This window comes from Chryseobacterium joostei, assembly GCF_003815775.1.
Classification (GTDB): Bacteria; Bacteroidota; Bacteroidia; order Flavobacteriales; family Weeksellaceae; genus Chryseobacterium; species Chryseobacterium joostei.
Map to the genome: position 1 here is coordinate 1161146 of NZ_CP033926.1, position 12811 is coordinate 1173956.

General features: G+C 35.4%; 16 protein-coding genes. All 16 read right to left on the bottom strand.

Annotated features, from left to right (window positions below; genetic code table 11):
- Positions 1-52 precede the first annotated feature (52 nt).
- The 16 genes from EG359_RS05490 to EG359_RS05570 all read right to left on the bottom strand — a co-directional run bounded on the left by EG359_RS05490 (position 53) and on the right by EG359_RS05570 (position 12749).
- Complete coding sequence (locus EG359_RS05490) at positions 53-403, bottom strand: ArsC/Spx/MgsR family protein (protein WP_076351192.1); 351 nt, start codon at positions 401-403, stop codon at positions 53-55.
- A gap of 88 nt (positions 404-491) precedes the next feature.
- Positions 492-1106 carry a deoxynucleoside kinase gene (locus EG359_RS05495; protein WP_076351190.1) on the bottom strand — a complete coding sequence of 205 codons (615 nt, stop codon included), beginning with the start codon at positions 1104-1106 and terminating at the stop codon, positions 492-494.
- 24 nt (positions 1107-1130) lie between these two features.
- Positions 1131-2096, bottom strand: a complete 966-nt coding sequence (locus EG359_RS05500; RefSeq protein ID WP_076351188.1) for a hypothetical protein — start codon at positions 2094-2096, stop codon at positions 1131-1133.
- A gap of 90 nt (positions 2097-2186) precedes the next feature.
- Positions 2187-3209: a glutaminyl-peptide cyclotransferase gene (locus tag EG359_RS05505; protein WP_076351186.1), complete on the bottom strand. Its 1023-nt coding sequence runs from the start codon at positions 3207-3209 to the stop codon at positions 2187-2189.
- Between the two features lie 196 nt (positions 3210-3405).
- Positions 3406-3933: a GNAT family N-acetyltransferase gene (locus EG359_RS05515; protein ID WP_076352066.1), complete on the bottom strand. Its 528-nt coding sequence runs from the start codon at positions 3931-3933 to the stop codon at positions 3406-3408.
- 4 nt (positions 3934-3937) lie between these two features.
- The gene (locus tag EG359_RS05520; protein ID WP_076351184.1) at positions 3938-4363 is read right to left on the bottom strand and encodes an SRPBCC family protein; all 426 of its coding nucleotides are present in this window, start codon (positions 4361-4363) and stop codon (positions 3938-3940) included.
- Between the two features lie 20 nt (positions 4364-4383).
- Positions 4384-5004: a hypothetical protein gene (locus EG359_RS05525; protein ID WP_076351182.1), complete on the bottom strand. Its 621-nt coding sequence runs from the start codon at positions 5002-5004 to the stop codon at positions 4384-4386.
- A 15-nt stretch (positions 5005-5019) separates the two neighbouring features.
- Positions 5020-6633 (bottom strand): Na+/H+ antiporter, encoded by a 1614-nt coding sequence (locus EG359_RS05530; RefSeq protein ID WP_076351180.1) that lies wholly within the window; start codon positions 6631-6633, stop codon positions 5020-5022.
- A 180-nt stretch (positions 6634-6813) separates the two neighbouring features.
- Positions 6814-7818, bottom strand: coding sequence for a bestrophin family protein (locus EG359_RS05535; protein ID WP_076351178.1), 1005 nt, complete (start codon positions 7816-7818; stop codon positions 6814-6816).
- A gap of 84 nt (positions 7819-7902) precedes the next feature.
- Positions 7903-8580 carry a DUF2490 domain-containing protein gene (locus EG359_RS05540; protein ID WP_076351176.1) on the bottom strand — a complete coding sequence of 226 codons (678 nt, stop codon included), beginning with the start codon at positions 8578-8580 and terminating at the stop codon, positions 7903-7905.
- A 153-nt stretch (positions 8581-8733) separates the two neighbouring features.
- Entirely contained in the window at positions 8734-9105 is a 372-nt protein-coding gene (locus EG359_RS05545; protein WP_228434867.1) for a DUF1398 domain-containing protein, read from the bottom strand.
- Between the two features lie 185 nt (positions 9106-9290).
- Complete coding sequence (locus EG359_RS05550; protein ID WP_076351174.1) at positions 9291-9740, bottom strand: VOC family protein; 450 nt, start codon at positions 9738-9740, stop codon at positions 9291-9293.
- A 50-nt stretch (positions 9741-9790) separates the two neighbouring features.
- On the bottom strand, positions 9791-10162 hold the full coding sequence (locus EG359_RS05555) for a VOC family protein (RefSeq protein ID WP_076351172.1): 372 nt from the start codon (positions 10160-10162) through the stop codon (positions 9791-9793).
- Positions 10163-10293: 131 nt separating this feature from the next.
- A complete protein-coding gene (locus EG359_RS05560; RefSeq protein ID WP_076351170.1) occupies positions 10294-10764 on the bottom strand; it encodes a hypothetical protein in 471 nt (156 codons plus the stop codon).
- A gap of 9 nt (positions 10765-10773) precedes the next feature.
- A complete protein-coding gene (locus tag EG359_RS05565; protein ID WP_076351168.1) occupies positions 10774-11229 on the bottom strand; it encodes a DUF1569 domain-containing protein in 456 nt (151 codons plus the stop codon).
- A 317-nt stretch (positions 11230-11546) separates the two neighbouring features.
- A complete protein-coding gene (locus tag EG359_RS05570; protein ID WP_076351166.1) occupies positions 11547-12749 on the bottom strand; it encodes an ABC transporter permease in 1203 nt (400 codons plus the stop codon).
- Positions 12750-12811 lie beyond the last annotated feature (62 nt).

Genomic DNA, 12811 nt, shown 5'->3' on the forward strand with positions numbered 1-12811 from the left:
AAATGGCCGTCTCAAATATTGAAACGGCCATTTTTATTTTTATGTGACTTTATTATTTCTCAACAAAGAATTTTACATTTTCAATAGGTCTTCCCAGCATTGCAACTGATCCTTTCACTATAATAGGTCTTTGAATCAGTGATGGATTTTCAGATAAAATTTTAATCCATTCTTCTTCAGAATAATTTTTATCTGCATAGTTCTCAATATACAGTTTATCAGTCTTACGAATGATATGAAAAACACTTTGATTAAGCTTTTTCAATACCGTTTTGATCTCCAAAACACTCAATGGGTCTTCAATGATATTAATGATCTCAAAAGACACTCCGTTTTCATCAAGATACTCTAATACAGCATTTGATTTTGAACAGCTTCCGTTATGTAAAACCTTAACTAACATTTCTAATTATTTTTAAAAATTAAACTTGCCTTGAACAAATTTAATAAGAATTAAAAGGATGCTCTCTTAATATTTTGATAAATGTTTGTTAAAACAAACCGTGCAGCTCCGTTTCTATCTTTTCAAGAATCAACCCAAAATCTTCAGGTTTTTCTACGAAGTCAAGATCATCAACTTCAATGATTAGAAGCTTTCCTTCTGTATAGTTGGAAATCCATTTTTCATATTTCTGGTTCAGTTTTGAAAGGTACTCAATACTAATTGATGCTTCGTATTCACGTCCTCTTTTGTAAATTTTCTTTACCAGATTCGGCACATCTGATTTTAGATAGATCAAAAGATCAGGTGCTGAAACAAAGGTCTTCATTAAGTCGAAAACTGACGAATAATTATTGAAATCCCTATCGGAAAGAAGGTTCATGTCATTTAAGTTTTCTGCAAAAATATGTGCATCTTCATAAATGGTACGGTCCTGAATGATATTTTTACCGCTTTCTCTGATCTCTTTTACCTGACGGAATCTGCTTCCCAAGAAATATACCTGCAGTGCAAAACTCCACTTACTCATATCTGAATAAAAATCCTCCAAATAAGGATTATGGTCTACATCTTCAAATTGTGCATCCCATCCGTAATGCTTAGAAAGCATCGTGGTTAAAGTTGTTTTTCCTGCTCCAATGTTTCCTGTAACTGCAATGTGCATATTCTTTTTCCTTGTATTTACTGATTAATTGATAAGTTTTTCCACGCCTTCTGTCTGAACTTCGGATACATCCTGAATCAACTTTTCCAACGTATTGTCGGAGGTTTTCCTTTCTGCATTTTCCTCATTTGGCTTTTCATCCTTATTTTCTACAGGTTTTTCTGTAGATTGTGGAGGGGTTTCCGGCTGAGGCTCCTGTTGTTTCTGCTGGCTGGTTGCCTTTACTTTTTCAAGACTGTAAAGATAGAGTTTGTTCCCATTGATTTCAAAATAAGAAAGGATGTTTTTATCCACAATTTGCGCTTCAGGATCTTCAAAAATGGTCACCATACCCTTTTCCGGAATATATTTTAAAATGGAATTATTGGCAATAACCAAAATATTGTCATTTTCTCTTCTAAAACGTTTTCCATTATCCACCGGGGCCTCAAAAAGCTTTTCAAACTTAAGGCTATAGATTCTGATATGCTTTTTTGTTAGAATGTAAACTTTGGTTTCGTAAACCAGCAGATCCATCAAATCTTCAAAGCTGGCATCAAAAGGGAATGAATTGATCGTGGTTTCATTTCTGAAATTATACTGTATCAAACGTTTTGTACTATCATCCAACAGCCAAAGCTGCTGAAGATCTTCAGCATAGGCCATTCTGATGAAACCAAATTTTTGCTTAAAATCAATCCGCTGAATTTCATTCATATTTTGATCTACAAATTTCATTTCCTGAGCATTTTCAGAAAATAAAGGGACATTCAGAGGGTTCTGTACACTTTGAACTTTATAAGGAACCGTGAGCATCATTTTACCAATCTGCTTCCCAAGAGAGTCATATTTGGTAAAACTAAAGTCCTTATTTCTGTAGATATATAGGTTTCCGTAGTCATCGGCAAGCATATCCTTTGCTTCCTTCAGTTTTAAGGTATCTAAAGGAAGAACTTTCTGCGCCGCAGATGAGCAGAAAATAAAAATGCATATCAGATAGAGTAATCTCAAAATTCTTTTTACTAAGATAGCGCTCCTTATGGAACGCTACCAATTTACATACTTTATTTTATTCGGATAGAAATTGTTATAAAACTTTTCTTATTTAATAGCAACTTCATAAATCTTTGGCCAGTTCTTACCTGTTACCAGCATATTTTCTCCTTTAAAGGCAATTCCGTTGAGTACATCATCACTTCCCTTGGTATTTTGCTTCGCAATTTCCGTAAAGTCAAAAGTACCTACAACTTCTCCGTTAGCTGGATTAATTTTTAGGATGATTGGCTTTTGCCATACGTTGGCATAAAGAAATCCGTTGTGATATTCCAATTCGTTTAACTGATCATAGGCCTGAGCACTTCCTGCAACAGCAATGTATTTAACTAGTTTTGAAGGATCACTTGGATCAAGGAAATATAAAAGCTTACTTCCGTCCGATGCAATCAGGTTTTTTCCGTCGTACGTTAGCCCCCAACCTTCACCCAATACATTTGGATAAGCGAATTCTGAAAGGAGTTTTAATGAGCTTTTATCATAAATATATCCTTTCTTACTCTGCCATGTCAACTGATATACTTTATCTCCTACAATGGTACTTCCCTCAGAGAAATCCTCAGCAGCCTGCTTTGTAGAAGCAAGCGGAGTTGTTGTACCCAATGTATATTTTAAGATCTGTGAAGAACCGTTTTGTCCGTCACTTTCATAGATCGTATTTCCCTCAGCCTGAAAGCCCTGTACAAAGTTCTTCGGATCATGAGGATATTCTGCTACAATCTGATAAGAAATATTTTTCTCAGGATTCTTTGCAAATACATTGATTGTCGCATCCTGGTTCAATACTTCTCCTCCTTTTGTTTTGATATTAAAAGTAACCGCGTTATCACCTAGCGTAAAAAACTTCGGATCAATGGTTAAATCTGTTGTTTCCTTATCTCCAAAGCTGATGGTTACACTTTCTGCATTTTCTGTCACTTCTTTAGGAAGCTGTAGTTTATCACCAAAGTGATATCCTTTTGTTTCCATTGAATTATTATAGTTATTCAATGTATTAAGAATCTCCTTATCCTTATTACAAGAAGCCAGTAATAAAATCGCTGCGAAACCTGCTATTATATTTTTTTTCATTGATATTCTAAATATTTCCCCAAAAATAGCAAATTTTATTCCGTATTGCCAATATTATCCGTCGGTTCACCAAATTGTAGGATATATCTGTTATTATCATATATAGCAAACTCCCTCATTCCCCATTCAAAAGTTTCAATTTCATAACAGATTTTAGCTTTTGTTTTAATATCTTCCCATAATTTGCCCACTTTGTTTACATTGAAGTAAAATGATTCAGTTCTTGTAATTCAAAGGCACTTTTATGAATCTTCATATTAATAGAAACCCAGATTTCACCGTCAATTTGAACCTCATTTTTAATATCCGGATCAATGGTAAAGCCAACTTTTTTGTAACATTCAATAGCACCGGTATTCCAATCGTATACATTCAGTTCAGCCAGATCCCTATTGAAATGACCGAATCCGTATTTCAAGAGTTCCTGCATCACTTTTTTTCCGTATCCTTTTCCCCGATTGTTTTCATCCCAGATCAGGATTCTTCCCAAAAGAAATGTTTTTTCCTTTAAAAATATCTGAGCATGACCGATCGTATTATGATTTGCAAGATCAATTATTTTAAACAATGTCCTGTTTTCGTCGGACAAATCCCCCAAAAGCTGATCTTCTGTAAAAGGAAAATGATATTTAGGTCCTGCAAACTGAAGAAGCATTTTTTCATCCTTGATTTTTGAAATCAATGTATGGGCATCATCTATGGTAAAAGACTGTAATTCTATCATCTTACTATTTTTCAAGATATTGCTTTAGGCTTTGCCCTAAAATAGACCTCCAGCCTCCTGTAAAGTTTTCTCTTGAAAAGCCATCTCCCAGATTCTTGAAGTTTTCAATATCTTCATGGGTTAGTTTTACTAAAGTTCCGTCATCTTCTGGCTGTAGTTCCCAGGTAACTGTTGTTTTCAGATCCGAAAAATCAGGATAAGCCCAAGTGTGCTTCAGTTTTTTGTTGGGAATAATTTCAAGGATCTCACATTGATGATGGTATTTATTCTCACCTCCGGGTTCATAGAAATTAAATTTATTTCCTACTTTCAATTCAAAATCTTGGATATCAAAATACCAGGATTTCATTTCGTCTTGATCAGTCAATGCATTCCAAACCTTTTCAGCGGGAGCATTTATTGTGTACTGAACAATAATGGGTGTGCTCATATTTTTTTATTTTAAAAAGTTCAAATACTTTCTTTAAGCTTTTTCAAAACGTCATTGTTATTCATTTTCCATAGAGCTGACAATTCAGTCACAAGTTCTTCTGAAAATATAATTTCGTGAGGAGTCTTTCCTCCAAAACGTTCTTCATTCTCTTTAAAACTGACTAAAGCTTCTTCTAATGTTACGTCACGTTTAACTTCAACCAGACAATCTTTTATTTTTAAAAATTTATCGGCAAATTCTGCAACTGCACTTTCTATAGTTTGAATACCAATACCCTCATCAGAATGCCAAATATCTATAAAACACGGTTTTATTCCTTCTTCATTTCTGGGAGCTTCATAAGGAACCTCAAAAAAATGTTCATCTTCCTTTTTATTATAATAGAACCAATAATGGCATTTATTGTCTGTAAGATAGCTTTGAAGAGCCTCATAAAAATCTTTCTCATCAGGTTTATTTTCTAAACTGACTAAAGAAGATCTTAAATAACTTTTTGCATTTAAACATACATATCCCACCCTCTCTCCTGATTCATAAAAAAGCTCAATATCCTCCCATCCTGTTTTCTCAGTAAGACCATAAACTCCCCACCAAAGATTTGAAGATTCGGTTTTTACAATTATTTTTTGTTGATTCATTGATCAATATTTTAATTATCCATGTGAAAAACCAGTGATCTTCGCTTCATCAAAATCCAACTGCATTTCAATGGTTCTCATCACATGATCATCAAATATTTTCTCTCTTTTCATCCTGTGCAGTTCGTTTCTCTGAGCCTGAATGATCTGACGTAAAACATCTTTATTTTGATTAATAGCTGTAACATAATCTCCAGTGGAAGCCATACATTGAGCTTTATCTGCCATTAGCATCATTTCATTTTCGAGCTTATGCTTTTGATGGCGTACAAGGCTATTAGACACAGCCAGCTCAGAAAAATCATTATCTAATTTATGCAAAGCTGTTTCCTTTAATTTACGCATCAGGATCACTTCCTGTTTTTCCTCCGGCAATTCACTTCCCGCATCTTGTATATTCAATAACTTCAAAATCGGGCTAAGCAATAATCCCTGCCCAACCAGTGTAATCAATATGATAACGAAAGTTACAAATAAAATGATATTTCGGTGCGGAAATGCGTCTCCATTGGGTAAGAAAGCAGGAATTGACAGTGCCGCCGCCAGTGAAACCACTCCTCTCATCGCTGCAAAGCTGATGATAAAAGGTTCTCGCCAGTCCGGTTTGGGAACTTTTAACCTCAGTTCCTTGGAACAAAGCCTCGGAAAATACATCAGTGCATAACTGTATATTATTCTTGTTCCGATAATGGCTCCACCAATAACAACGCTATAGAAAATCCCTTCTGAGATGGTATAATCTGTAAGTCCCTCAACTACGATTGGCAATTCAAGACCGATCAGAATAAAGATGATGGTATTCATCAGGAATATCAGTACGCTCCATACGTTTCCGGACTGTATCCTTGAGGTATGGCTCAGATAACAATGTGAATTGTAGGACATCAATAACCCTCCTGCAACTACGGCCAATACTCCTGAAAAATGGAAATGTTCAGCACCAACATACATGATGTAGGGAACGATAAGTGTAATAACGGTATCAATATTAGAGTTGGTAGGAATAATTCTCAGCAATGCTCCAAATGAAAACCCTACTGCTACTCCAATGGCAATTCCTCCAATGGCCATGGTAAAGAAGTCCTGAACAGCATCTCTCCAGATAAATTGTCCTGAAATAACTGCTGCAAGAGCAAATTTAAATACAATTAAACTGGATGCATCATTAATCAGACTTTCTCCTTCAAGAATATTAGTGATCTTTTTAGGAATCTTCATGTGCTTCAGGACTGAAGTAGCCGCTACAGCATCTGGCGGAGAATTTACTCCCCCCAACAGAAATCCCATTGCTAACGTGAGCCCCGGAATAATAGAAGATGAAAGGTAAGCAACTACGATTGACGTTAAGAATACCAGTCCAAACGCCATGGAAAAGATTTGCTTTCTCCATTTATGAAAGTCCTGCCATGAAGTAAACCATGCTGCTTCAAACAAAATAGGAGGCAGAAAAATAAGGAATACAAGATCCGGCTCTATCTCTACACGCGGCATTCCCGGAACAAAGCTTATTAATAGCCCTGCAATCACAAGAAAGATTGGATAAGCTACCTTAAGTTTTTGTCCAATCATTACCAATATCATTACAGACAGTAATACTACAATGGATATTATAACATAGCTGTGAATCATTTTGATTTAGTTTTTTTAAGTATTATTTTTTTATTGTTAGGACTAAAAATTTCGAAAAAAAATTGGCCAAGGCAAAAACTTTTTTAATTTAAACCTTATAGGCTTCTTTTTTATCTCACGCAGATTTTGCAGATAACGCAGATTTACGTTAGACAATTCTTATTTTTTTATCTTTTAATTTTAAAGTACAATATTGTTTTTTGGAGTAATGGCTGGCGGAAGATCTGTTTCATCCAGCATATCTCTCATATCAATCTCTATGGTACGACTGATTTGGGTAATGGGAACATCGTTTGGACTTCCCTCAAAAGGGTTTACCGACGCCTCCCCTACACTATCTAAGGTATGAAAGCACCATGTTACCAGTAATGAAAATGGAATATTAAACCAAAGTGTCCATCCCTCTACCATGGTTCCCTCTCCTAGTTTGTCAAATTCTTTTAATAATCCAAAAGGCACAAAAACAATGAACAATAACAAAAGATAGGTTGTGATGGAAGAAAAGTTTCTTGGATAAGGAAAATTCTTGATTCTTTCGGCTTTTCCCTGGCTATCGGTGAATTTCACCAATTGCTGATTGATCTGCGTCCATTGAAAGTCATTGATTTCTCCTTTTTCATAAGCCTCAGACAATTCTTTGCTTTGACGCGCCATCAATTGTGTTGCTCTGTTCTTTTTGCTTAAGATATATTGAAGTTCTGGCTCAGAAAGGTATTTTTTCAACTCATCATCGAGCTTTGAAAGTCTTTCCGGAATGTCATATTTTCTTGCATATTCATCAAACTGAGATGTTCCTGTATTCTCCCAAACCCTTGATTCTCTAAGCTGAAATCTAAGGGCAGTAAGCCATGCATAATGACGGAGAAACATTGTTTTTACTTTATTTGAATCTTTGTCAGCAAGAGAATCTCTCAGAATATATCCAAAGCTACGGCTATCATTGATAATGGCTCCATAAATTTGTCTGGCTTCCCAAAGTCTGCTGTAGCTGGCATTGTTTTTAAATCCTACAATAAAGGCCACCGCAGTTCCCATGATTGCAATGGGCTGCCAAGGCACAGAAACGAATTTCAGTCCTAAAAAGTACAGAACTGTAGGAATGGCCGCCAATACAATTAAGGCATAAATACTTCGCCTTGTCCAGCTGATAAACTCGCGCGCTCCAAATCTTTTTCCTGAATGCATATGTGTTGTTTTTTTGTGTTAATTATATAGTGAAGTTATTCGAATAATGGTTTTCATCAGGGCATTCAGCAGAAACAGTAAGGATTAGTTTTTAGTAAACGGAATATTGTTGTAAAAACCAATCTGGATCTGTCCTCTATTCCTGTTTTCCTGAATCTGATTCATATATCCTGCTTCAATTCTCATGTTTTTATTAATGACGTATCCCAGCGCTCCATATACTCTATTCCTGTCAAAAACAGGGCTGTCGAAATGCAGGAAAATTTCATTGTATACCGATGCATAAAGTGTTTTCGGCAGCATTTCTTTTTGAGTAATCGGAATATTCAGTCCTAACATGTAGCGGAATCTCATTCTGAAATCATCTTCCAGAAAACGTTCTTCCAAACGATAGCGATGTTGAATATTAAAACGCCCAAACTTCTGCTTTGTGATATACTGCTGGAAGATTCTGTGCTCTATATTCTCTCTTTTTTCACCGTTGGCGTAAGGCTGGCTCAGAATAAACCCGTATCCTAGTAATACATTATTATTATTTTCAGTAAGATCGTATCCAATCCCTGTACGGATTAAAAGTTGTTCAAGATCTCCAATACCATCAAAATTTCTATACTGAACTTCATTGTGCCAGTTGAGCTTTTTACTGATCTTATTATTTCCAAAATACATGTACCAAGCACCCAGATCACTTTTTTGTGCAAATGTAAAAACGGATCCCAGCCCCAACACTGTAAATGCCAACTTAGTAAAAACCTTTCTCATGTTTATCAATTACTATTATCTATCGTTTTAAACAAAATTAATATTTTAAATCAATAATAGCAAGTGATATTTTAGGATTGGGTAGATAGAGGTTTTATATTAAGCCACTTTAAATCTGAGACTTCAAGCCATATCAACCGGGAATCTGCTCTATCAGGATATCATTTCTTTCTTTGTCAAAATAAGACAAGTCATTACATCCAGATTCATTACCCATCCTTCAACTCCATTTTCTGCACAGTCATTGCAAAATGTCATATAATCTGTTCCTCCTTGCTGATGGAGTTTTAATCTTCTTTTAAAATTGTCAAGATTTACCTTTTCGGAAATACCAAGAGTATCATACTTACCTCCTGTTTGGGCAGATTGATTATCAGCATCAAAGTACTCAGTATTTCCATCATTAACATAGGTGGTGTAGTGAGAGACTCCCAGTCCTTTTATTTCTTTGATGTACTGAGGAAAGTCTGCACCGCTCTTTACCTTTTGGTGTGCTGCTTTAATATCGTTAATTGTAAATTTCATCTTTATATTTTTTTAAAATTGCTTGTTTTTTATTTCATGAGAGTCTAAGTGTTTTAGAACTATAAATTACTCTTTTCCTTAACTCAAATTTAATTTTTTTTGGAATGCAAATGTATATCAAATAAAAAACCGGCAGTATAACCGCCGGTAAATTGTAACTATATATTACATACAAAATATTAATCTTATGGATGCTGCTGCATTTTAGCAGGATCGTCATAGTTTACCATCCAGTTAATCCCGAATTTATCCGTAAACATTCCAAAATAAGCTCCCCAGAAAGTATCTGCCATTGGCATTGTCACCTTTCCACCTTCTGAAAGTCCATTGAATATTGTTCCGGCTTCTTCCTTGGATTCTGCATTTACAGAAATTGAAAAATTGTTTCCAGCCTGAAAATTAGATGCCCATTCTCCGCCTGTATCACTTCCCATTAATATAGTTTCCTTGGAAATTGGAAGACTTACATGCATAATTCTGTCCTTATCCTCTTCAGAAGTTTCTTTTCCTTCCATTGGAGGCATTTCTCCAAAAGTTCCGATATAAGGATATTCTCCTCCAAAAACTGACTTATAGAAGTCGAATGCTTCTCTACAGTTTCCATTGAATGTTAAATAAACGTTTACTGATGCCATGATTGTTTTTTATGAGTTAAGTTTTAATGAGTTGTATTGTTAGCAGGCCTTTATCTGTGTTGGTCTATTAGGATCATGTTTCCATCGGGATCTTTCAGGTAGATATGTTCCGGTCCTGAAGTGGTTTCATCAGCTTCTTTATCAATTTCGATTCCATCTTTCTTTAAACGCTTCTGAATATCACGTACATCATCAAAGGATTCAAGATTCTGTGCATTTTCATCCCAGCCCGGATTGAAGGTAAGCATGTTTCCGTCAAACATTGCCTGAAACAGACCTATTAACGTAGATCCATTTTTCATGATCAGGTAGTTTTGCTCTGTACTTCCAGCCATTGTTGTAAAGCCCAGTTTTTCATAAAAATCCTTAGACTTTTGAAGATCTTTTACACTTAAGCTGATTGAAAATGCTCCTAGTTTCATATGTATTATTTAAAGTTGAGGTTAATGTTAAGTCTAAAAAGGCTAGATCCTTTTTAGTAATTATTGTTTTTAGGGGTAAGATTATTTGATAGGATAATAGGATTAATGATACTGGTTTACTTTTATTCTGATTACTGATTCTTCAAATGAGTCTTGAATTCCAGGGTTCTATCATAGCTTTTCCAGTCGCCTATAAGTTCTATATATTGGCCTTCTATTTTCTCTGTTTTTTTATTCCACTTGAAATTATAAACAAATCGCCCTTTAAAGACTCCTGAATGTTTTCCTTTATTCTCTTCAGCCAATTCATATTCTCCAAACACGGTTCCCTGTCTCTTGGAATCCTTATATTTTGAAATGGTAATTTTTCCTTCAAATTTTGCATAATTGGTATCCACGAGAGAATATCCCGAAACAAAATACTCCTGATCATTCTTTTTATTCTGTTCAGAAATATTGATTTTAAGTTTCAGTTCCTGTCCCTTATTCCCAATCGTTCCGATATAGGGTTTACTGTTGTTCAGCCACGTATTTGAAATATCCGGCATCTGCGCCAAAACAAAATTGGCAGCCAGTAGGAAGAGCAATAAAAATTTTTTCATACAGTGTTTTTAAACTCCAAATTGTGCCAAGTGATGGTTAAGATGCTTTGCAAACATATTATTCCATTCCTGAGCTTTTAATTTACCGAAGGAGAAAGATTCTTTCCCATCAAAAGCCTCCGCTCCTAACTGCTGAGTCTTCTGAATAAAACCAATCAGTCTTACTTTTTCTTCTTCAAAGTTCTTTCTTCCTGTTATTAAAAACTGAGGTGCAGTTGGGGAATCTCTTGGGTATGCTTTTTCACCTACCACCTTTGGCTTCACAAAGGTTTTTAGAATAAATTTTGCAATGGATCCCGGTTTTTTATGCTTCTCCGGTTCGTATATCATTTCATAGGTTACAGAACAGTGAGCTAACATCTGGTCCACTGTCATTTTCCCCCATAATCCATGCGTGTCTTCTATAAGTCTGTTTATTCTATCAATATAGTTTTGAGCATCTTTTGCGTCAAATACATTTTCCATATACGTTCTAATTAACTATAGACAAATATATCAGTTTTTTCGTTTGATTTTATAGTGAGATGAATATTTCGTTACAAGGTTTTAGGTTCGTGTTTGAAAATTCGAGAATAAGAGGGCTTGAGAAATGTAGTACACCAAAATAAATGAGAATGGAATCTATAATGATTAGTCATAGTTTCCATTCTCATCTTATTTTCTACAAAAGAAACCGTTCGAAATGTGATATTTCCATCTTTAGGAAAGAGTGACAAATCGAGGATTTGATAATTTCTTTAAAGGATTGATATATTCTTGCTTCAATACATTGTACAAACAAATTATTCCTCCTCAGAAGTCCCCTCCATTGCTATTTCTTGAGGAGCTGCTTTTTTGAAGATAAACCAAAGTTTGATCTTTAAAGCAATCCATCCTATAATGGCATACACTACCAGAAGAATGCTTAAGTGTTCCAAATATGGGAAAGTAAGCTCTACAGATCCTTTTTGAATCAATAAGATTTTAAAGGCCTGTAAAAATGGAGTTAACGGAATGATATTGGCGATAAATTGAACAAATGCAGGCATCGCGCTTAAAGGCCATGTAAAGCCACTGATGATAAATGCAGGAGATGCTATTACCATAAGAATCTGTGTTGCCTTCAAAGCATCCGGAATCAATATACTGATGAATACGCCAAGGAAAGATGCTGAACCTACAAAAACGGCTGTGAGAAGAATAAAGTTAAGTATTCCCTCCGGCATCGGAACCCTGAAAATCATATGCATGAAGTAATAGATCCCTACAATCAGAATGGAAGATATCCAGATCGGAATTACCTTGATAAGCATGGTTGGGAATGCCCATTTTTTCATTTTCCTGTATTCCTTTACAAAAGATCCTCTTTCAAATTCAGCGGCAAAGCTTACTGCCATTGCCAGCAAAATAACCTGTTGCAGTACCACAGCCAGCATCGCAGGCCACATAAAGATAAGGTAGTTTCCGGTGGTATTGAAAAGAGTAATATAATTGGCCTTGAAAGGTTCATATTGTGTAGCAGCCTTTGCTGCAGGCATTCCTGCTTTTTGCAATGCCTTTATAGATGCTCCGGCAGAAAATGTTCCTATGGTAAGCTGTAATGCCTTGGAAGCAAAGTTAGCCGTTAGCACATTTCCTGTATTGATATAGACATTCAGTTCAGGATATTTTTTCTGAAGCATATCTCCTTCAAATCGGGATGGGATAATCACAACAGCTGCTGCTTCATGCTTAATCACTTCATCTTTTATGCTCAATGGCTCCTGAATATACTTAATGATGCTAATGCTTTTATTATCATCCAGCATTTCAGTTAATTGGTTTGACAATGGTGTATTATCTCTGTCAATAACCAATACGGGTGTATTTTCAACTTTTCCGCTTTTGTAGACAAACCCCAGCAAGGTTGCATAAAAAACCGGTGCCAAAAAGAACACGGTTCTTAAGGTAGAATTGCCGATAAAAAGCTTGAACTCACGTTTTAAAAGACGGAAAAATTCTTTCATCTCTATATTTTAATATTTTAAATAACCAGATGGAGCTTCATACATTCAATATTTCTATGAAA

What these genes read in the sequence shown, in the direction of transcription:
- EG359_RS05515 (WP_076352066.1), bottom strand. Translation starts at nt 3,933, where the DNA reads ATGATAGAATTACAGTCTTTTACCATAGATGATGCCCATACATTGATT.
- EG359_RS05565 (WP_076351168.1), bottom strand. Translation starts at nt 11,229, where the DNA reads ATGGAAAATGTATTTGACGCAAAAGATGCTCAAAACTATATTGATAGA.
- EG359_RS05530 (WP_076351180.1), bottom strand. Translation starts at nt 6,633, where the DNA reads ATGATTCACAGCTATGTTATAATATCCATTGTAGTATTACTGTCTGTA.
- EG359_RS05545 (WP_228434867.1), bottom strand. Translation starts at nt 9,105, where the DNA reads ATGAAATTTACAATTAACGATATTAAAGCAGCACACCAAAAGGTAAAG.
- EG359_RS05540 (WP_076351176.1), bottom strand. Translation starts at nt 8,580, where the DNA reads ATGAGAAAGGTTTTTACTAAGTTGGCATTTACAGTGTTGGGGCTGGGA.
- EG359_RS05570 (WP_076351166.1), bottom strand. Translation starts at nt 12,749, where the DNA reads ATGAAAGAATTTTTCCGTCTTTTAAAACGTGAGTTCAAGCTTTTTATC.
- EG359_RS05560 (WP_076351170.1), bottom strand. Translation starts at nt 10,764, where the DNA reads ATGAAAAAATTTTTATTGCTCTTCCTACTGGCTGCCAATTTTGTTTTG.
- EG359_RS05490 (WP_076351192.1), bottom strand. Translation starts at nt 403, where the DNA reads ATGTTAGTTAAGGTTTTACATAACGGAAGCTGTTCAAAATCAAATGCT.
- EG359_RS05525 (WP_076351182.1), bottom strand. Translation starts at nt 5,004, where the DNA reads ATGAATCAACAAAAAATAATTGTAAAAACCGAATCTTCAAATCTTTGG.
- EG359_RS05520 (WP_076351184.1), bottom strand. Translation starts at nt 4,363, where the DNA reads ATGAGCACACCCATTATTGTTCAGTACACAATAAATGCTCCCGCTGAA.
- EG359_RS05555 (WP_076351172.1), bottom strand. Translation starts at nt 10,162, where the DNA reads ATGAAACTAGGAGCATTTTCAATCAGCTTAAGTGTAAAAGATCTTCAA.
- EG359_RS05505 (WP_076351186.1), bottom strand. Translation starts at nt 3,209, where the DNA reads ATGAAAAAAAATATAATAGCAGGTTTCGCAGCGATTTTATTACTGGCT.
- EG359_RS05550 (WP_076351174.1), bottom strand. Translation starts at nt 9,740, where the DNA reads ATGGCATCAGTAAACGTTTATTTAACATTCAATGGAAACTGTAGAGAA.
- EG359_RS05495 (WP_076351190.1), bottom strand. Translation starts at nt 1,106, where the DNA reads ATGCACATTGCAGTTACAGGAAACATTGGAGCAGGAAAAACAACTTTA.
- EG359_RS05535 (WP_076351178.1), bottom strand. Translation starts at nt 7,818, where the DNA reads ATGCATTCAGGAAAAAGATTTGGAGCGCGCGAGTTTATCAGCTGGACA.